This is a genomic window from Aquibium sp. ELW1220 (assembly GCF_030398385.1).
Lineage (GTDB): Bacteria > Pseudomonadota > Alphaproteobacteria > Rhizobiales > Rhizobiaceae > Aquibium.
In genome coordinates this window covers 340081-360828 of sequence record NZ_JAOAOQ010000001.1, presented here as the reverse complement: position 1 = coordinate 360828, position 20748 = coordinate 340081, and the positions used below count along the sequence as shown (strand labels likewise).

Here is a 20748-nt window from a genome sequence, read left to right as displayed (position 1 = left end):
GGACAATGCGAGGATCGGATCCGACTTTGGCTCTTGACGAGACCGAGACCCGGCGGGTCAAGCAGGACGAGATCGTCTCGCTCCTCGTGCGTATCTTCCGCGAGAACGGGCGGGAGTATGTCGGCACCTATTCGATCGCGGTGGCCTGCCTGCTGGCCGTCGCCGCCACGACCGCCTTTTCCGCCTGGATCATGAACGACGTCGTCAACTCGATCTTCTACGAGCGGCGATACGACCTCATCATGATCATCTCGGGCTCGATCGCCGCCGCCTTCGTCGTGCGCGGCTTTGCCACCTATCTGCAATCGGTCCTGCTCGCCAAGGTCGGCAACAACCTCGTCGCCCGCTATCAGCGGCGGATGTTCGACCACCTGATGCGGCTCGGCATCGACTTCTTCGCCGATACGCGCTCGGCCGAGCTCGCGGCGCGGATCAACCAGAACGTCGGCGGCATCCGCGACCTGCTGAACATGACGATCACCTCGATCGCCCGCGACGCGATCTCGCTGATCGCGCTGGTCGGCGTCATGGTGTTCCAGGACCCGCTGCTGTCGCTGTTTGCCCTGATGGTCGGTCCGCCGATGATCTTCGCGGTCAACTACCTGATGCGGCGCGTGCGCGTCATCACGCGCGAATCGATCGAGTACAATGCCCGGCTGATCGGCGCCGTGCAGGAGGCAACGCAGGGCATCGCCATCGTGAAGGCCTTCACGATGGAGGACCAGCTGCGCGAGAAGCTCTCCTATCTGATCGCGATCGCCGAGCAGAGGGCCAACAAGATCGCCCGCGTGTCGGAGCGCATGACGCCGATCTCGGAGGTGCTGGCGGGCTTCGCCATCGCCGGCGTCATCGCCTATGCCGGCTACCGCGCGTCGGTGGCGGGCGAGCCGCCCGGCGCCGTCTTCTCCTTCATCGCCGCGCTGCTGCTCGCCTATGATCCGGCCCGACGGCTGGCGCGCGTGCAGGTCAACCTCGAGCGCTCGCTCGTCAACGCGCGCATGATCTACGAGATCCTCGACGTCGAGCCGCTGCAGCGCGACGCGGACGACGCCATCGAGCTTACGGCCGGAGCGGGCGAAATCCGCTTCGAGCGGGTGGTGTTCGGCTATGCGCCGGGCCAGCCGGTGCTGAACGGGGTGAGCTTCACCGCGGCCGCCGGCCGCACCACCGCCATCGTCGGCACCTCCGGGGCCGGCAAGTCCACCATCATCGCGCTGATGCAGCGCTTCTACGACGTCTGGGACGGCGCCATCACCATCGACGGGCAGAACATCGCCGGCGTCACCAAGCAGTCGCTGCGCCGCTCGATCGCCTATGTCTCGCAGCAGCCCTATCTCTTCGAGGGCACGATCCGCGACAACATCCGCTACGGCCGCCCCGACGCCACCGACGAGGAGGTGGAGGAGGCGGCGCGCCTGGCGCAGGCCGACGATTTCGTGCGCGCCCTGCCCCGCGGCTACGAGACGCCGGTCGGCGAGAACGGCATGACCTTCTCCGGCGGCCAGCGCCAGCGTCTGTCGATCGCCCGCGCCATCGTGCGCAAGGCGCCGATCCTGCTGCTCGACGAGGCGACCTCGGCGCTCGACAACGAATCGGAAGCGAAGGTGCAGAAGGCGCTGGAGACGGTGATGGTCGGCCGCACCACGATCGTCATCGCGCACCGGCTGTCGACCGTGGTCAATGCCGACCGCATCCTGGTGCTGGAGGCCGGCCACCTGATCGAGGAAGGCACCCACGAGGAACTGCTGGCCGACAAGCTCGGCATCTATCATCGCTTCTACCAGATGCAGAGCCGGGTGAATTTCGACATCGTGCGCGACATCCCCGCGCCGGAGCCGGTCACCCTCGGCCGGAGGGGCAGGCGGAGGAAGGCATGAGCGACATGAGGCTGGTCGTGGTCGGCGCCGGCGGGCGCATGGGCCAGGCGCTGGTGCGCGCCATCCACGACATCGACGGCGTGGCGGTGGCGGCCGCGGTCGAGCGTCCCGGCTCGCCGCATCTCGGCCGCGACGTCGGCGAACTGGCGGGCGTCGGCCCGCTCGGTGTCGCCATCGGCTGCGATCCGCTGCCCGCCTTCGCGGCGGCCGACGGCGTGCTCGACTTCACGTCGCCCAGGGCTTCCGTCGAATTCGCCGGCTATGCCGCCCAGGCGCGCATCGTCCACGTCATCGGCACCACGGGCTGCGGCCCGGACGAGGATGCCGCGATCGCGGCCGCCGCCCGCCACGCCACCATCGTCAAGTCCGGCAACATGAGCCTCGGCGTCAACCTGCTCGGCGCGCTCGTGCGCCAGGCGGCGCGCGCGCTCGGACCCGATTTCGACATCGAGATCCTCGAGATGCACCACCGCCACAAGGTCGACGCGCCGTCCGGCACGGCGCTGCTGCTCGGCGAGCGCGCCGCCGAAGGCCGCGGCATCGATCTTGCCGAGCACAGCGTGCGCAGCCGCGACGGCCACACCGGGCCGCGGCCCGAGGGCTCGATCGGCTTTGCCACGCTGCGCGGCGGCTCGGTGATCGGCGAGCACGAGGTGGTGTTCGCCGGCGAGGGCGAGCGCATCGTGCTTTCCCACATCGCCGAGAACCGCACCATCTTCGCCCGCGGCGCGGTGCGCGCGGCGATGTGGGCGCGCGGCCGCAAGCCCGGCCTGTTCTCGATGCTCGACGTGCTCGGGATCGCCTGACGATGGCGCCCTTCGCTCCTGCTGCCGGGCGCGGCGCCCTCCCCGTCCGTGCCCTCTCCGCCCTCCCCCTCAACCTCCTGCAAGCATAGGAGCCGCCCATGTCCGGAACGCTGGTGCTCGTCCGTCACGGCCAGAGCGAATGGAACCTGAAGAACCTCTTCACCGGCTGGCGCGATCCGGGCCTGACCGAGAAGGGCCACGAGGAGGCGAAGGCCGCCGGCCAGGCGCTGAAGGCGCGCGGCCTCACCTTCGACATCGCCTACACCTCGGTGCTCAGCCGCGCCCAGGTCACCTGCCGGCACATCCTGGAGGCCGTCGGCCAGCCCGACCTCGAGACCATCCGCGACCAGGCGCTGAACGAGCGCGACTATGGCGACCTGTCGGGCCTCAACAAGGACGACGCGCGGGCGAAGTGGGGCGAGGAGCAGGTTCATGTCTGGCGCCGCTCCTACGACATCGCGCCTCCCGGCGGCGAGAGCCTGAAGGACACCGGCGCCCGCGTCTGGCCCTACTACCTGCACGACATCCAGCCGCACGTGCTGCGTGGCGAAACCGTGCTCGTCGCCGCCCACGGCAACTCGCTGCGCGCCCTGATCATGGCGCTCGACGGGCTGTCGAAGGACGAGGTGGTGAAGATGGAGCTCGGCACCGGCGTGCCGGTGATCTATCGCCTCAACGCCGATTCCACCGTGGCGTCGAAGGACGTTCTGGGCTGACGGACGGCGCGGGCGTCTGCGGCCACCTGCGGCTGCGGCCGGCACCGCCGACCGCCTTCCGCAGCGACACCCGCCCCGCCCGCACGCCTCCGCGCACGACGTTGAAAATAAGCTCGATTTCTCCCCACTCCCGCATTGACACCACCCGGCGCCCCGCATAAACGAAGCCTCGCACCTGCCCAGGTGGCGGAATTGGTAGACGCGCACGGTTCAGGTCCGTGTGCCGCAAGGCGTGGAGGTTCGAGTCCTCTCCTGGGCACCATTTCTCGCTGAATAGCTTTACGCAGCGCCTCGGCTCTCACACGAGACCCATCCCCCTCGAAGGCCTTTCCCTCGCTTTTGACGCCAGCGCCGGCCGCAGTGTTGTGATCGAGCCTTACGTTCAAACCGGCCGCGAAACGCGCATGGCCGACATCGCGCGCCACCATGGCATCCGGTTTCGTTCGTTCTTCGCGTCGCGAATAGCGGGATCGGCCCTTCGCAGAAAGCGTTCGCCGAGATCCGGCCGCCGATCGCCCGGTTCCGGCCGCTGCCAACTCCAGCACTGACTTGATCAGGCAGGGACATCAGCTCCCGCGAGAGCAACCCGAGCGGTGCACCGCGGCGAGGGCACTCGCGGCTCTGCCGGAACGCGCTGCGCTGATCCTGGCCGCCCTTCGGGCGCTCCGGCCGCTCACGCTGGGTTCGGGCTTGCCAATGCGTCTCCCGGGCGGCACTCTTGGCCTGAAGAGCCGCTCGGCCAGCGGAAGCGGGAGTGCCGGCCGGCGCGCCGGGCCTGCCGCGCAACGCATATTCGTACGCCCTGGTGCGGGCCGGATGGTGGTGATGACGCGCCGGGTCGCGGCGGGACCACGACCGCGTGCGCACAGACGGGGAGGTTCCGATGCGGGTGCCAGCGGTATCCGGCTTGGTCTCAGGGCGGCGGCGATGAGCCTGCGCGGCTGCCTGCTCGCTGCCATGGCCATGGCGGGATTGGCGGCCTCTGCATCGCCTGCCGCAGCCGAGCCCTGCGCGCGCACGCTGAACGACTATCCGCCGCCGCCGGGTGAAACCGCCACGCTGACCTGCACCTGCGGCCCGCCGCGCGGCGGCTTCGTGCTCGACCTGTCCGACCTCACCGACGAACTGGCCGATCCGGATGCGCCGAAGCCCTATCCGGGCACGCTGCTGCAGACGATCGGCGGCGTCGCCGGCAGCTGGACCTTCGCGCCCGGCAGCAACATCTGCATCGCCGCACGCCATGCCGGCCTGATTGCCGACCCGGAGATCGGCGCAGAGATAAGGCTGGCGGTTTCGGCCGGCTGCAACGCCTACGAGGGCAGCGTGCGCAACGGCGTCGTAAGCAAGGCGGCCGGACCGGCCGGGCGCAGCTTCCATTTCCCGGCGGTCAGCGACGGCGGCTGTCCCGGCAGCCCGGGCTACCTGCCGGACCGCCTGGTGCTCGGTCGCTTCGCCGAGACGTGGACCGCCGTCGCCTCGCCCCGCAGTGACGGCACATGGTCCTGCAGCGTCTACAGCCGCGCTGCCGGTTCGGCGGCCGATGACGGCCTGTGGCTGCTGGTCTTCGACGATCAGCTGCGTTTCGATCCGGCCGCGGACATCGCCGCCGGAACCCGCGTGACGGTCGCCGTCGACGGCATCCTCTTTCCGATGGCGCTCCGCAACGGCCATGCCTATGTGCCGCTGTCGATCGGCCCGGTGGCGCGCGCGCTCGGCACCGGGGCTGAGGTCGCGATTGCGGTCAGGAGCAGCGACGGGGCGTCGCGGTCCCATCGCTATCCGTTGGGCGGCTTTGCCGACGCCTATGCGCGCATCGCCGAGGAATGCGGCTTCGATCCGTCCGCCGTGCTCGGCGCCCGGCCCTGACCGGGGGCCCACCGGCAGCATGAACCTGCGCTTGTGCGCCCGTCTCCCGCAGGCAGGAGGGGTCGGCGCCGCCTGAGCGTCGATTACGGCAGAACTGGCATCGCGCGCGTCGGCCTGCACCCGCGGACGCTACGATCGCGCCGTCCCGACGGGCCTGAGTGAGGCAAGCCGCTCCGCCAGATGATGCCTGACCGCGATGTCGTTGGTCAGATCGATGGCCTTGGCCAGGCTGGCCGCAGCCACGAGCGGCCGTCCCGCGAGGAGGGCGACGTGGCTTCTGGCGACCCACCACGGCTGATGCTTCGCCACCCTCTCGCCAGCCATGCCGTCCAGCTCGGCGAGCGCAGCCGCCGCATCGCCTGCGTCCGCCATCACCACCGCCCTGCCGATCCGGGCGCCGATGCCGTCGGCATGCGCGACCAGCAGATCGTAGAGCATGCGCAGGGCCTCGAGGTTCAGCCTCCCGGTGATCGGGCGCTGGGCATGGACGGACTGGATCGCCGCCTCGCACTGGAACCGGCCGAAACGGCCCGCCATGGCGGCGGCAGCCAGCAGCCCTTCCGCCTCGACGATCCTGTCGCGGTCCCACAGGCGGGCGTCCTGGCGGTCCAGCGGCACGAAGCGGCCGCCGGCGTCGCGCCGGGCCGCGCGGCGCGCGTCGCAATGGAGCATCAGCGCCAGCAGTCCCCTGGGCTCGGGCTCCGCGGGCAGCAGGGAGACGACGAGGCGGGCAAGCCAGATCGCCTCGCCGGTCAGCGCGTCCGCGCCGCCCTGGTCGTCGAGACCGTCCCAGCCCTGCCCGAAAGCGGCGTAGATCGCGTCGAGCACGGCGTCGAGGCGCCCGGCCATGTCATCGATATCGGGCAGCTCGAACCGCAGGCCGGCGTCGCGGATGCGTGCCTTGGCGCGGACCAGCCTCTGCGCCATGGCGGCGGGCTCGGCCAGGAAGGCGCGGGCGATGCGGCCGGCATCGAGCCCCAGCACCGTCTGCAGCATCAGCGGCGTCCGCGCCGCCGGATCGATCGCCGGATGGGCGCAGACGAACAGCAGCCGCAGGCGCTGGTCGGGAAAGGCGCCATCGTCTGCCGGCAGCGTCAGGCGCCTCTCGATCTCGGCCTGCCCTGCGTGCCGGACGCGGCCGGCGCGCGCGGCATTCTTCAGCCGGTTGCGCGCCGCCGTCACCAGCCAGGCTTCGGGATTGGCCGGAACGCCCCGGCTCGACCACGCCGTCAGCGCCGACAGGAACGCCTCGCCGAGCGCGTCTTCCGCCGCGGCGATGTCGCGGTCGCGCATGGCGAGGATGGCCACGAGCTTGCCGTAGCTCGCCCGGGCCGCCTGCTCGGCAGCCCGGGCCGCGTCGTCGATGCCGGGCGGTGCCGTCACGCAGGCATCGGCAGGATCGGCCGGATCTCGACGGAGGCCGTCGCGGCAGACGGCGCCCTGGCGGCCCAGTCGAGCGCTGCGTCGAGATCGGGCACCTCGATGACGAAATAGCCGCCGAGCTGTTCCTTCGAGTCGGCGAAGGGTCCGTCCTCGACCTGCCGGCGGCCGTCGCGGACGCGCAGCGTCGTCGCGGCGTGAGGCCCCTGGAGGCCGTCGCCCTTCACGATCACGCCGGCCTGCGCCATCGCTCCGATGAACGCGTTCCAGCCGCCCCAGTAGTCGCCTGCCAGCGCGGGATCGGCGCGGCGGGCGAAATCTTCTGCCGTTTCGTTGAGGATCAGCATGAACTGCATGGTTCTGTCTCCGGTATCTCTTCTACGGTTGGCGGGTGGCGGGCGGATCAGGTGCGGGCTGCGGAAAGCCTGCTCGCCGCGAAGAGCGCGGCGGCGATGGCGACGACGGTGGTGAGGATGACGACCTGCGTCACGCCGAGCGCCGAAAAGACGCCATGAACGGCATCGCCGACCCACAGGGCGAGATAGGCGGCCAGCGAGACGCCGAGGACGGGGCGCGACAGCCGGTGGCGCAGCAACAGCAGGAGGCTGCCGGCCAGCCCGCCGGCGACGCCGAGCCCGAAGGCAAGCGTCATCCACAGCGGATATCCGGTCATGATCGCGGCCTGCCCGGCGGTCAGGCCGGACGCCGTCAGGCTGTCGACGGTCGCCGTCAGAGACCCGGCGAACTGGACGGCGCCGAACGCGTTCCACGCGATGCCGCCGAACGCGACGGCGGAAAGCCAGATCGGCATGCGCCTGAAGGGCGCGGTCAGGGAAAGCTCGGTCATGGGGTAGCTCCTTGTTTGACGAAGGCGCCGGACGGCGGCTTCCGACCGCATGACACCCGGGCCGGCGGACTTTCGACACCGGGGCCAGAAAAAGATGCCGGGCCGATGAGCAGGGAGACACCCAAGGCCAAGCCTTGGGCCACGCGCCATTCGGGGGAAGACGAGGCGATGCCGCTCCGCTATCCCCTCCCGAGCCGCGCTTCGGCGGAAGGCCGAACCGGGCCACGGGCAACCGATGGCGAAAACACCAGGGAGGACGAGCGTGGAGGAAACGCGGCAGAACAGGCTGACCGGCATCGTCCTGATGTGCCTCGGCGTCGCCTGTCTCACCGTCAACGACGCGCTGGCCAAGGCGCTCACGGCGACCTATTCCCCCGTGCAGATCCTCTTCCTGCGCAACATGATCGCCCTGCCCTTCGCGATCGTCTTCGCATACCGCATGGGAGGGGCCGCAGCCCTGCGCTCCAGCCGGCCGCTGGCTCATCTCGCGCGCGGCGTGCTCTGGCTCGGCGCCGCCGTCCTGTTCTTCACCAGCATCATGCACCTGCAGCTTGCCGAGGCCACCGCGCTGATCTTCGTGGCGCCGCTCTTCATCACCATCATGTCGGCCGCGTTTCTCGCCGAACATGTCGGCTGGCGACGCTGGTCGGCGGTAATCGCCGGCTTCATCGGCGTGCTGATCGTCATCCGCCCGGGCGGCGCCAGCTTCCAGGCGGTTTCGCTGCTGCCGGTCGCCACCGCCTTCGTCTATGCGCTGCTGATGCTGAGCGCGCGCTGGCTCGATCCGCGCGAGAGCGTGTGGACGCTGCTGCTGTACCTGACCGGTGCCGGCGCCCTTCTGGCCGCCTTCGTCGTCCCCTTCGTGTGGCGCGACGTCCAGGCGGAGCACATCTGGCTGTTCGTCGCGATCTCGATCGTCGGAACCGCGGGCATGACGATGATGACCCAGGCCTTCCGTTTCGCCCCGGCCGCGCTGGTGGCACCGCTCGACTACACCGCGCTCGTCTGGGCCACCGCCTTCGGCTGGCTGATCTGGAGCGAGGTCCCCGACACCGCCACCTTCGTCGGCGCCGCGGTCATCATCGCCAGCGGGGTGATCGTCATCCTGCGCGAATACGCGTCGAAAGACTGACGGATCGCGGGCGGGCCGAAGCCGGCGGCGGCGGCGATGCGGGTCTGACGATGCCATGGCTGCAGGCGGGCGGCCCCACCGCGTCCCGCGCCGCAGACCGACAGCCGCGCCCCGCCGCGCCTACTCCGGCCTGACCGCCAGCCGCCGCAGCGCCGCCAGGCCGAGGATCGGCCCGGGCACCAGCATCAGGAAGGCATATTGCGGACCGGCGATGCCGATCAGCCGGGCGAGCAGGGCGATCGAGACAATGGTGATCGAGAAGCCGATGCAGTTGGCGATGGTCAGCGCCGATCCGACGAGGCGGGGCGGGGCGAAGCGGGCGTTGAGGGCGGAGAACTGCGGCGAATCGCCCGCCACCACCACGCCCCAGAACATGAGGAAGGCGAGGAACAGCGGCACGGGCGCGAGGAAGGCGAGCGGCGACACGAGGCAGCACAGGCCCGACGCCGACAGTTGCAGGCGGGCGACCCGCACGCTGCCGATCGCCCTCGACAGATAGCCGCCGCCCATGCAGCCGAGGAAACCGGCGGCGATCGCCGCAAAGCTCCACAGCGAGACAAGCGCGGCGTCACCGCCGAGGCGCGCGGCCAGCAGCACCGGCAGGAAGGCGTAGAAGGCATAGAGCTCCCACATGTGGCCGAAATAGCCGAAGGCCGAGGCGCGGAAATCGGCCGAGCGGAAGATCGTCGCGAAAGCCGTCGGGTCGAAACCCGCGCCGGCCTTCAGATGCGGCCCGTCCGGCACCAGCACGAGCATCGCCATGCCGCCCGCGACCGCGATCGCCGAGACGGCGAGGATCACGCCCTGCCAGGGCAGGTCGCCGCCGAGGCCGCGGATCAGATGCGGCAGCGCCGTGCCCAGCACCAGCGCGCCGACCAGCCAGCCGAGCGCCAGCCCGAGGTCGCGGTCGTACCAGCCCGACGCGATCTTCATGCCGACGGGGTAGAGGCCGGCGAGGAAGAAGCCGGTCGCAAACCGCACGACCAGCAGCGGCAGATACTCGCCGCCGGTGGCGAGCGTCGCCGCATTGGCCGCCGCACCGGCCAGCGCGCAGAGGAAGAAGATCATCCGGGGAGAGTAGCGGTCGGCGATCGCCAGCCAGGCGAAGACCAGCGTCCCAGCGATGAAGCCGAGCTGCACCGCGATCGTCACGTCGCCCACCGCCGAAACCGGCAGCCCGGCAGCGCGCTGCAACTCGGGCATCACCGCATTGCCGGCAAACCACAGCGACGTCGCGGCAAACTGCGAAACGACGATCGCAGGCAGGATCCGGGCGGGAACGACGGGCAAGGCAGGCTCCTCGGTATGGCGTCGCGCCACTGGTAGCAGGCCGCTGGCGCGGGGGGATGTGGGGGCCTGCGGCTCCGGCCGCGAAGGCATGCCGGTCGCCCCATGCCCATCCCCAGCCTCGCCTGGCGTCCCGTCGGGCGAGCAGCGTGGATCAGGAGATCCGCCTCGGGCCGAACATCTTGCGCACCGAGCCGTAACGAGGAACGCGACGAGCCGCGTTTCGCGTTGTGGAAGAGGGAAGCTCTCGCTGGCGCTGACCGCCGTCGCCATCGTGAGAGGGAATAGCCGTGAACGATACGATCCTGCAGATATCTGCAGGAGCGGATGTCCTGAATCTCCGCCGCATCAATGGCGGGCAGCCGGGCCTTGCGAGGCGGCGCGATGCATCGAAGGCTGGGGAACGCGCTCGCCCTCCCCCGACCACGCTTCCGCCACCCTCACCGGTCGAACACGATCTCCGGAACCACCGCTTCCCAGACGTCCCGCTGGAGGTGCGTGCGAAACTCGTCTGCGCTGTCGGTCTTGCGCCAGCGGACGATGACGCCGATCTCGGCGCGGCGGAAGGCGAGGCCGTCGGGCGGCGACCAGCTTCTGGCCATGCGGCCGAGCGCCCGGCCCTTTGCGTCCTGCATCATCCAGGCGCCGCCATCGGGGACGATGCGCAGCGGGTCGCCGGCCTTCGCCTCCGAAATCGCCGCCAGCGAGGGGTGGCCCGCCCTCCGCCGACCGGCCCAGGAGAGGTCGACGTTCCTGAGGTTCGGCACCTGGTACAGCGCGGTCGGAAGAGCGATCCCGGCTGCGGCCGGCGGGGCATCCCGGCACAGTAGGTGCTCCCCGCCGGGCCGCACGATAGGATGCGGGCCGTCTGCGAGGATGGCGAGGCTGCGGCGGGCGCGGGTCATGGCGACGTAGAACAGGCGGCGCGGCGCGTCGGGGTCCTCGCCCTGGGAAGCCTTGTCCCAGCCGCCGTTCAGGATGACGACGTCGTCGAACTCCAGCCCCTTCGACCGATGCGCGGTCGACAGCAGCAGCCCGCGCTGGTCGCCGCGGGCATCCTGCGCCCATTCCGCGAACCACTCGACGAGATCCGGCACGGGCATGGTCTTGCTGGCGAGTTCCTTCGCCAGCGCCGCGATGCCTTCGGCGATGAGCTCGGTCCAGCGGTTCGACGGGATGGCGTTCAGCACGTCGACCAGGTCGCGGATGCCGAGCAGGCGGCCCCCGTCGCGGCGCAGCGCGTCGACGAAACGCTGCATCTCGCGCAGGCGCCAGATGCTGGGCAGGCTCTCGTTGGCCATCTCCACGGGAATGCCCAGCGTCTCGGCATAGGCCCGCACGGGCGCCAGCCGGCGCCAGTCCCGCGCGATGATCGCGGTCCGCGACCAGGCCCATTCCGGATCGAGGCGCGAGAGCCGCGCCAGTTCGTCCACCGCGGCGATCGCCTGCGCCAGATCGCCCGGCGGGACCTTCAGCAGTTGCACCCGCCCCTGGCCGACCGGATCGAGCGACGCCATGTCGCCGCCGGCGGGCTCCCTGCCGCGCCTGCGATCGATCAGAATGTCGTGGCCCGCCTTCATCCGATCGGCGGCGGGCGTTATCGCCGCATTGGCCGCCGCGATGATGTGTCCCGTCGACCGGTAGTTCTCGACCAGGAATTCCGGCCGCGCGCTGTAGTCCGTCTCGAACTGGCGGATGAAGCGGATCGAGGCGCCGGTGAAGGCATAGATGTTCTGGTCGTCGTCGCCCACCGCAAACAGGCTGAGCCGCGCATCCCTGTCGGCGAGCGACCGCCCCGCGATGGCCGAGATCAGCGCATATTCCTCCGGGCCGATGTCCTGGTACTCGTCCACCAGCATCCAGCGATAGCCCTGGATCAGCGTCTCGCGCTGCGCCTCCGCTTCCAGCCTGCCCAGGCCTTCGCCGTTCAGCTGCCGCACCGCCTCCAGGAGGATGCCGTCGAAGTCGTGCTTCGTCTCGCTTGCGGCTCCCGCGAAGCTCGCGCCGACCAGCCGCATCGCGAGTGCGTGGCAGGTCGAGATGGTGACGGCATTGGCATCGTCGCCGATCAGGTGGCGAAGGCGGATGCGGATCTCGGCGGCAGCATGGCGGTTGTAGGTCAGGACGAGGATGCCGCGCGGATCCTCGCGCCGGACGCGGATCAGATAGGCGATGCGGTGGACCAGGACCCTGGTCTTGCCCGAGCCGGGGCCGGCCAGCACCAGGACGCTCGTCTGCTCGCGGTCGTCGGCGACGATCTTCTGCTGGACGGGGTTGTCCAGCACATCGACGATCTTCTTCCACGAGGCGCCCGTCGTCTGGCGCCGCAGTTCGGCGCCGCGACCCGGCAGCCATCGCCGCAGGAAGGCGTCGCGCGCCAGGACGAAGTAGTCCTCGGAAAGGCGCAGGGCCTGATCCATCGCCGCCAGGCCCCGCTCCGCATAGGCGGCCATGACATGGGTCTGGATGGTCTGCTCGGCGTAATGCTCCTCGAGGGGCACGAAATCCTTGTTCGTGAACTGGCCGCCCGCGGGGTTCAGGTGAATCGTCATCGCCTGCCGGAACACCGTCAGACCCTTGCCCAGCGTCACCACGCCCTGCTCGTGCAGCCACAGCAGCGCGCGGTCCATCAGCTTCGTCATGTCCTGGATGCCGCTGCCGCGCAGCAGGGCGTCGCCGTTCAGGGCGGCGAGCAGATCGCCGATCGTCGTCTCGACCTGGAGGTCCTTGCCGCGGCTTCCTTTCGGCAGCTTGCCCAGGAGATGCGAAAGCAGCAGTTCGGCGCCCTGCCGGCGCAGGTCTGCCGTCTGTTCGAGCGCCTGCCAGGAGCGCTGCAGCGACACCGCCAGCGTGTTCCGCGACGCCTTGCGCAGCCGCAGATTGCCCTTGCCGCCGTCCTGGTCGCGCCCGTCGCGTCCCATGCCGCGCAAGAGCTTCTCGACGAGATCGGGGCTTACCCCGCCATGCCCCTGGTTCCGCAGCATCTGGCACGTCTCGGCCAGATGGAGCGGTATATCCCCTGCCCCCTCGGCATCGGGGGCAAGCTCGCGCATCGCGGCGATCAGGGCGGTTTCGAGCTCTGCGGCCTGTGCCAGTCGCTGCTGCGAATGCCCCTCGACGGTGACATGGACGTAGATGGTGACCGCCAGATCGTTGCGCGCGATGCCCAGCGCCTCGAGATCGGCCAGCGCCTTGATCAGCATGCCGCCGGTCAATCCGCTGACGCCTGCCAGTTCGTCGGTGGAAATGCCCTGATCGGGCGACGCGTTCATCAGGTGGCGGGTGATGTCCAGCATCTGCCTGCGACGCGTATCCGTGATCACGGCCCTGGCCAGGATCGCCTCGGCCTCCTCCAGGCGGCGGATCCTGAGCGACGACGGAAAGACCTGGACACGGTTCTCCTCGCGGCTCAGCAGCGCGGACTCTTCCAGCCAGGACACCGCGGTCTTGACCCTCGTGTCGTCGGTGGCGCTGTCGCGCTCGAATTCCTGGTCGCGTTCCGCCTTCACCACTTCGCCAGGCGTGGCCACCACGGTGCCGGTCTTCTTCAACCGGTCGTCCAGCCGCCGCAGCGCCTTCAGGATGGCGCCGATCTCGTGCCGGGCGAGCCGCGAGCGGGCCGACAGCGAGAACTGCCGCTCGACGTCATCGGCGGAAAACAACAGGACGCAATCGGCGCTGGCCCGGTCGCGGCCCGCCCGCCCGGCTTCCTGCAGATAGTTCTCCAGCGAGCCGGGAATGTCGCCATGCACCACGAGCCGGATGTCGGGCTTGTCGATGCCCATGCCGAAGGCGTTGGTCGCGGCGATGATCCGCAGCGTGCCGACGCGAAACCGCTCCTGGATCTCGCGCTTCTCCTCGGGCGTGAGCCCGGCGTGGAACCGGTCCGCCGCCAGGCCCTGCTGCCTGAGGAACTCCGCGACGCGCTCGGTCTCGCCGCGCGTCGCGCAATAGACGACGGCGCCCGATGCGCCATCCTGGGGCAGCTTTGCCTCGATCACGTCGAGGATGTCGGCGAGCTTCGTCGCGCGCTGCGTGGCGCGCACCTCGAAGCTCAGATTCTCCCGCGTCGCGCCGCCGTCGAGCAGGATCAGCTCGCGGTCGAGGCGGGACTTGAAGTGGTCTCGGATGTCGCGCACCACCTCGGGCCTGGCGGTGGCGGTCAGGCACAGCACCGGCGCGGCGGGTTCGTCCCCGGACGTCTCCTTGATGAACCGGCTGACATAGCGGTAGTCGGGCCGGAAATCATGGCCCCACTTCGACACGCAATGCGCCTCGTCCAGCACCCAGAGCCCGATCTCGCGCTGCGCCAGGACGGAGCGGACGGAATTGCTGCGCAGTTGCTCGGGCGAGATCAGCAGCATCGCCGCCTCGCCCAGCCGCACGCGGTCCAGCGCGTCCTGCCTCTCCGGCATCGACAGCATGCCGTTGACGGTGACGGCCGAGGCGATCCCCGCCCGCGCCATGCCCTGCACCTGATCGGCCATCAGCGCGACCAGCGGCGAGATCACCACGGTCAGCGCTCCGGTCGTGTCGAACTTCGACAGGGCGGGAATCTGGTAGCAGACGGACTTGCCGGTGCCGGTCGGCAGGATGCCGAGGATCGAGGCGCCGCGCATCGCCTCGTCGACGATCCGCTCCTGCAACGGACGACCCTCGTCGTCCACCGGCTGGGCGCGGAAGGACCCGAAGCCGAACCAGCGGGCCAGGGCGCGGACCGGATCGTTCCTTTCGCCGCACCAGGCGCAGCCGGGGCTGTCGCAGTTCGTGTCGCGCAGGTGGCGCACGATGAGCGAGGCCTCGCGGAACTGCGCCCGAACCCAGGGCGGCATGACGGAATCGCCGCCGGCCACCAGGATCCATGACAGGGCATAGGCCATGGGCCATCCGAGCTGCGGACTGGCGAGACGGGCGAGCGTCTGTTCGAGGCGCCTTTCGCAGGCGCGGCCGGCCAGCAGCCGGACGATCGCTTCGCTGGCCGCCGGCGCATCGGGCGCCGCGGCCCCCCGCACCGCGCGGAACACCGCGTCGAAACCGCCAGGGTTCTCCATCCGCGTGGTGAGGAAATGGAAGGCCGCGAGCGCATCCGGCTGGCCGGCATTCTGTTCGGCCAGCGCCGCCAGCTGATTGCGCAGCACCTGGAACACCAGCCGCGCATCCTGCTCCGGGTCGTTGACATGACCGGCCTGGAGGCGCCCGTCCTGATAATGCTTGACCAGATGGTGGTAGGGATTGCGCGGGAAGGCCAGCGGATTGAGCCACAAGGTGTCGATCGGCGATTGGAACAGCTTCTCCAGCGAAGGCCGCGCCGCGGAGAGATGCGGCAGGTCGTGACGGATGATGTTGTGGCCGAGCACATGGTCGGCCCCGCCCGCCTGTGCGTCGAGCCGGTCCAGCGCCGCAAGAAGATCGCGCTTCCCAGCCAGAACCGCCGGGCGATCATCGTCGCGCACCGCCGCGAAAGCGAAGATGGTGGCGGTTGCCGGATCCACTTCCAGGTCGACCGAAATACAGCGCTGCAGCAGGGCTTGAAAGGATTCGGTCATGCAGCGGCAATATCAGGCACGGGATGAAATGATCTGCAACAGTGATCTCTCGCGCCGAAAGGAATGGCTTCCGGCCAGGGCACAATGAACAAGCCCGGCCGCCTGCTTACAAGCCCGCTGTCGTGAAAATGAATCGACGCGGGATCGGGCACCCGCCCCCGCCTGTGGACCGAAAGCGATCGCGGCTTGATCGGCATGGGGGCATTGGCGAATCTGCAACCTTGTATGGCGCCGCCGTGGCTGGCCTATGCTAGAACGCGAAGAACCGTTGCACGCCAGGAATGCAGACGCAGGGGACGCTTGACGGAATGAATGCTCGTGATCTGGACCAGGGCCTCGCCCCCCGGCGAAGCGCGGTTGCGGCCGCGCGGCTGGACCGGCTGCGCACGAAACTGCTCGACCTGTCCACGACCAACAAGATGCTGAGCTTCCGGCATCCGCGCGCCTCGTGCCTGCGGGTCGTCGACGAGCTTCCGGAGATCCTCTTCGAGAGCCTGCTCGACGGCGACCATTTCACCTTCGAGGCGGTCGCCGATCCCTCGCGGCGGGAACTCGACGAGTGGCACGCCAGGAGCGACGAGGTGCCCCGCGCCGGCGAGGCGCCGGAGCCGAAACGTCCCGATGCGGCGATCTGGGCACGCCATCTCGGCCTGAACACCGATCACGACCTGCCCGTCGAGACCGACAGCTTCCTGCGGCCCGAGCGGCACGCGGACCGGAAGATCCAGACCCTGCACTTTCCCGACGAGCTCGACGCGCGGCTGCGCAAGATCCGGGCGGCCGGCCGCACGGCGATCGAGGAGAGCGGTGCCAACATGCTCTACATGGCATTCGGCTTCCTCGAATGGCGCGACCAGGCGACGGCGAGGTCGCACCAGGCGCCGCTCCTGCTGCTCCCGGTCGAGCTCGAACGCGAACTGACGCGCGGCGGCCGCACCCGCACACGCGTCCGCTGGACGGGCGAGGAGCTGCAGCCGAACCTGTCGCTGCAGAAGAAGCTGGAGGAGTTCAACATCAGGCTGCCCGTGCTGCAGGACGGCCAGACGATCGAGGATTTCCTGGCCGAGGTCGGGCGCGCCATTCGCCACAAGTCCGACTGGATCGTCCGGCGCTACGTGACGCTCGGGCTCTTCGAGTTCGGCAAGATCCTGCTCTACCTCGATCTCGACCCCGCCAAGTGGCCCGAGCACGCGCCGATTGACGGCCACCCGCTGGTGCGCATCATTCTGGAGGGCGACGAAGACGAAGGCCGGTCCCCGACGGCGTTTGCAGGCATCGACATGTCGCCCGCCGCGGCGGAGGCGCGGGATCTTGCGCTCGAACTGGTCGACCGCGCGGACGGCTCGCAGTGCGAGGCGCTTCAGACCGCGCTCGGCGGGCGCAACCTGGTCATCGAGGGGCCGCCCGGGACGGGCAAGTCGCAGACCATCACCAATCTGGTCGCGGCCGCGCTGGCCGGTGGCAAGACCGTCCTGTTCGTGGCGGAAAAGCTGGCGGCGCTGGAAGTCGTCCGGCGGAGAATGCGTGAGCTGGGGCTCGGCGACTTCTGCCTCGAGCTGCACAGCCACAAGACGCGCAAGACGGAGGTGCTGGACGACATCGGCGACCGCGTGAAGATCGCGGGACGGAGCCGATCGTCAAGGGACCTGGAGGCGGCGCTGTCGCGCCTGTCCGATCGCCGCAGGAAGCTGTCGGACTACATCGAGATCATCGGCAGTCCCGTCGGCGCCTTGCGCGACCTCACCGTCGGCGACGCCCTGATGCAGGCCGGTCGCGCCCGACGCAGGCTCGGGCCGAACGTCAGGCGTCTCGAAGCCAGCGGCAGCCGGGTGGACCATCCCGAGACCCTCGTCTGGGCGGACCTGGCCGATGCCAAGGGACGCCTCCTGCATCTGGCCGCCGCCTTCCGGGACCTCGAGGTGAGCGGGCCGGCGCAAGGGCATCCCTGGGCCGGCGTTTCGGCTCTCCGGGTGCTGCCGCATGATCGCGAACGCGTCGCGGCGCTCATGACGGGCTGGGCCGATGCGGCCGACGGGTTCGCAGCCGCGCTTCGGCAGACGGGGCTGCCCGAACTGGATGCCTCCACGGTGGCCGAGGCACCGGACCGGCTGCGCGGCCTCGATACCCGACGAGGCGCGGCGCATCTGGCGGAGGACATCGCGAAGCGTATGGAGGCGCTGACGGGCCACGCCCTGCCCCGGAGCGCGTCCGGCCTGGCGATACTGGCCGATATCCTCCGCGCCGGCCAGTCCGCCCCGGTGAGCGGTCTCCTCGTCAGAAACGATTTCCTCCTGTCACCCGAGGCCGCCGCATTCGTGCGGGCACACCGGGCGCGTGTGCAGGACCTCGATCGAAAGCAGGCCGAGCTGCGCGAGGTCTTCAGGAGCGATGCCTTCACGATCAGTCCAGACGATCTCGAAGAATGGTCCGCAGCCCTCGATCAGGCCGGCTTCTTCGCCCGCTTCGGCCGGCGCTGGCGCGCCGCCGCCGCCCGATGGGAGCAACTGGCGCGACCGGCGCATCTCAAGGCGAAGGCGGGCGAACGGGCGAAGCGGTTCGGCGCGCTCCGGACCCTGCTGCTCGACCTCGCCGCCCTCAGCGCCGATCGCCAGCCGGACGAACGCCTGGGCGAAGGGGCACGTGACGCGTCCTTCGATTTCCAGTCCGCGATCGACGTCGCGGAATGGGCCGCCCGGGTTCGTTCGCAGCTGCCCGGGGCGATCGGCGACGACCTCATGCGCCTCAGCCCTGCTGCCCTGCACGCTCTCGGCCAATCCTGCAGCGAGGCCAGCATGGCTGCGCTCGACGTAATGGACCGGTCGGCGATCGGCGCGGCCGACAGCGCTTCATTCTGGCATTCCCTGGTGGCGTCATCGGACCTCGGATCGCTGCAGGCGCTTGCCCGCGATGCTTCGGACGACGCGTCGTGGACACGGCTGCGATCGCAGGTCGATGCCTGCGCGGAAGCTGCAAGGGATTTGATCGTCGCGGAGACCGCGGCCATGGCCGACACCGGACTGGACGCGACTCTCTGGTTCGGCGGAACGGCGCCGCGGCTTGCGGGCGTGGCGGCGCGTGCGCGGCTGGCGGCCTCCAGGCCGGAGCTTCTGCCGCAATGGCTCGATTTCGACCGGTTCCGGCGCGCCTGCGAAGCCGGACCCGAGCGCGACCTGGCGCGTGCGGCGAGCGCCGGCACGCTCGACGTCGACCTCTTGCCGACATGCCTCGACTTCCTCGTCTACGATGCCCTGGCGCGCCGCGCCTTCACGAAAGCGCCGTCTCTCCATGCGGCCTCCGCCAGGACGCTCGACGCGCTTCGCGAGGAGTATCGGGCGATCGACGCGCAGGTGATGGAACTGCGCCGGTCCGCGATCGCCGCCAAGCTGGTCGAGCGCCGTCCGCCGGAGGGGAAATCGTCCGGAAAACTGGCTGAAATCACCGAGATGGCCCTGGTCAGGCACGAACTCGCCAAGCAGCGGCGACACATTCCCATCCGCCAGCTGGTCCACCGCGCGGGCCGCGCTATCCAGGCGTTGAAGCCCTGCTTCATGATGGGACCGCTTTCGGTGGCGCAGTACATCGCGCCGGGCACGCTGAAGTTCGACCTGGTGATCATGGACGAAGCCTCGCAGATGCGGCCGGAAGACGCGATCGGCGCGCTGGCGCGCGGCGGCCAGGCCATCATCGTCGGGGATACGAAGCAATTGCCGCCGACATCCTTCTTCGACCGGATCGCCGACCGCGCGGAGGACGAGGACGAAGACGAAGTCACGCTGGCCGAGGACAGCAAGAGCATCCTCGAACTCGCTTCCAGCATCTTCGACCAGCGCATGCTGAAATGGCACTACCGCTCCCGTCACGAGGCGCTGATCGCCTTCTCCAACCGGCAGTTCTACAAGGACGAGCTGATCGTCTTCCCCTCCCCGGCCGGCCAGGCCGACCGCTTCGGCATCGGCTGGACCTTCATGCCGGACGGCCTCGCCACAAAGGGCGTCAACCCGATCGAAGCGCGCGCCGTCGCGGAGGCTGCGGCGCGCTTCCTCGTCGAGAACAGGAGCCGCAGCCTCGGCGTCGTGGCGATGAACATCAAGCAGACGCAGCGCATCGCCGACGAACTCGCAGCACAGGCGGATGCCGATCCCTCGATCGCCAAGGCGCTCGCCGAAGCGGAGAGCGAGGACGGCGGCGAGCCCTTCTTCGTCAAGAACCTCGAAAACGTGCAGGGCGACGAGCGCGACGTCATCATGATCTCGATGACCTACGGCCCGTCCGCAGCCGGCGGGCGAACGGCGCAGCGGTTCGGCCCGATCAACCAGGAGACCGGCTGGCGACGGCTCAACGTCCTCTTCACCCGCGCCAAGGAGCGGATGGAGATCTTCAGCTCGATGCGCTCCTCGGACGTCCTGCCCAAGGAAGGCGCCGACCGCAGTCCGCGCGCGCTCAAGCAGTTCCTAGACTATGCCGAGACCGGCCGGCTCGGCAGCGAGCCCCGCATCACCCGGAGGGATCCCGACAGCGATTTCGAGGACGCCGTCCTCGAAGGGCTGCGCGAATCCGGCTTCGACTGCGTGCCGCAGGTTGGCGTGGCGAACTTCTTCATCGACATCGGCGTGCGGGACCCGGACGCCCCCGACGAGTTCATCGCCGCCGTCGAGTGCGACGGTGCGGCCTATCACTCCGAGAAATCGGCCCGCGACCGTGACCGCCTGCGCCAGGAGATCCTGGAAAATCTCGGCTGGAACATGATCCGCATCTGGTCGACCGACTGGTTCCGGGATCCGAACGGAGAACTCGACAGGGTGTCCCGGGACCTGAAGCGACTGATGGCTGCCAGACGGGAGGCACGGGCGGGGCGGTCGACGAGAAGCCTCGCTGCGCCGGCCGGCGAACCGCCGGTGGCGGATCCCGCTCCGGCCGCGACGGCTGCCCCGGCCATGGGAGACACCGTGCCTACGCAGGGCACGCTCTTTTCGGAGCCGCCGGCCGCCGTGCGAACGGCAGCCACGTCCTCCTCGGGCGGCATCTCCGTCGACCAGGCCCGCGCCCGGCTGATCGACCTGCGCGAGCGCAAGGTGAAGCTGCTCTTCCCCGACGCCGACCCGACGACCGGCCTGCTGCGCAAGAGCATGCTCGACGAACTGCTGAAGAAGCGGCCGACGGACATGGATGAGTTCCGGACCCTGGTCCGGCTCGACCTGCGTCAGAACACCGACGGCGCCCAGCTCAAGGAATTCGGCAGCCGCGTCTTCGACATCCTCACCGAGATCGAGCCCTGATCGGCAGCCGAAGGC

At 69.7% G+C, this 20748-nt stretch carries 11 protein-coding genes and 1 tRNA gene; 7 read left to right on the top strand and 5 right to left on the bottom strand.

The window, feature by feature from the left end:
• Nucleotides 1-26 precede the first annotated feature (26 nt).
• From N1F91_RS01700 to N1F91_RS01680, 5 genes are all read left to right on the top strand, one after another.
• Nucleotides 27-1877, top strand: a complete 1851-nt coding sequence (locus N1F91_RS01700) for an ABC transporter ATP-binding protein (protein WP_289989667.1) — start codon at nucleotides 27-29, stop codon at nucleotides 1875-1877.
• A complete protein-coding gene (gene dapB, locus N1F91_RS01695; protein WP_289989665.1) occupies nucleotides 1874-2683 on the top strand; it encodes a 4-hydroxy-tetrahydrodipicolinate reductase in 810 nt (269 codons plus the stop codon). The genes N1F91_RS01700 and dapB overlap by 4 nt, the downstream gene beginning before the upstream one ends.
• Before the next feature lie 98 nt (nucleotides 2684-2781).
• The gene (locus N1F91_RS01690) at nucleotides 2782-3399 is read left to right on the top strand and encodes a 2,3-bisphosphoglycerate-dependent phosphoglycerate mutase (protein ID WP_289989663.1); all 618 of its coding nucleotides are present in this window, start codon (nucleotides 2782-2784) and stop codon (nucleotides 3397-3399) included.
• Between the two features lie 177 nt (nucleotides 3400-3576).
• Nucleotides 3577-3661: transfer RNA gene (locus tag N1F91_RS01685), tRNA-Leu, on the top strand.
• A gap of 665 nt (nucleotides 3662-4326) precedes the next feature.
• On the top strand, nucleotides 4327-5265 hold the full coding sequence (locus tag N1F91_RS01680) for an LCCL domain-containing protein (RefSeq protein WP_289989661.1): 939 nt from the start codon (nucleotides 4327-4329) through the stop codon (nucleotides 5263-5265).
• A 129-nt stretch (nucleotides 5266-5394) separates the two neighbouring features.
• Here the strand turns inward: N1F91_RS01680 and N1F91_RS01675 are convergent, their stop codons facing one another.
• From N1F91_RS01675 to N1F91_RS01665, 3 genes are read right to left on the bottom strand one after another with little or no spacing between them, the layout of a single operon-like run.
• Entirely contained in the window at nucleotides 5395-6648 is a 1254-nt protein-coding gene (locus tag N1F91_RS01675; RefSeq protein ID WP_289989660.1) for a DUF6596 domain-containing protein, read from the bottom strand.
• Entirely contained in the window at nucleotides 6645-7001 is a 357-nt protein-coding gene (locus N1F91_RS01670; protein ID WP_289989657.1) for a YciI family protein, read from the bottom strand. Before N1F91_RS01670 ends, N1F91_RS01675 begins: the two co-directional genes overlap by 4 nt.
• 47 nt (nucleotides 7002-7048) lie before the next feature.
• A complete protein-coding gene (locus N1F91_RS01665; protein WP_289989655.1) occupies nucleotides 7049-7492 on the bottom strand; it encodes a hypothetical protein in 444 nt (147 codons plus the stop codon).
• Nucleotides 7493-7754: 262 nt separating this feature from the next.
• Here N1F91_RS01665 and N1F91_RS01660 point away from each other — a divergent pair, with 262 nt between their 5' ends.
• Nucleotides 7755-8624, top strand: a complete 870-nt coding sequence (locus N1F91_RS01660) for a DMT family transporter (protein ID WP_289989654.1) — start codon at nucleotides 7755-7757, stop codon at nucleotides 8622-8624.
• 120 nt (nucleotides 8625-8744) lie between these two features.
• Here N1F91_RS01660 and N1F91_RS01655 read toward each other — a convergent pair whose 3' ends face one another.
• Nucleotides 8745-9914 (bottom strand): MFS transporter, encoded by a 1170-nt coding sequence (locus N1F91_RS01655; protein ID WP_289989652.1) that lies wholly within the window; start codon nucleotides 9912-9914, stop codon nucleotides 8745-8747.
• 437 nt (nucleotides 9915-10351) lie between these two features.
• Nucleotides 10352-15457: a RecQ family ATP-dependent DNA helicase gene (locus N1F91_RS01650; protein WP_289989650.1), complete on the bottom strand. Its 5106-nt coding sequence runs from the start codon at nucleotides 15455-15457 to the stop codon at nucleotides 10352-10354.
• 308 nt (nucleotides 15458-15765) lie between these two features.
• Between N1F91_RS01650 and N1F91_RS01645 the strand changes: the two genes are divergently transcribed.
• On the top strand, nucleotides 15766-20733 hold the full coding sequence (locus tag N1F91_RS01645; RefSeq protein ID WP_289989649.1) for a DUF4011 domain-containing protein: 4968 nt from the start codon (nucleotides 15766-15768) through the stop codon (nucleotides 20731-20733).
• The last annotated feature ends 15 nt before the right edge of the window (nucleotides 20734-20748 follow it).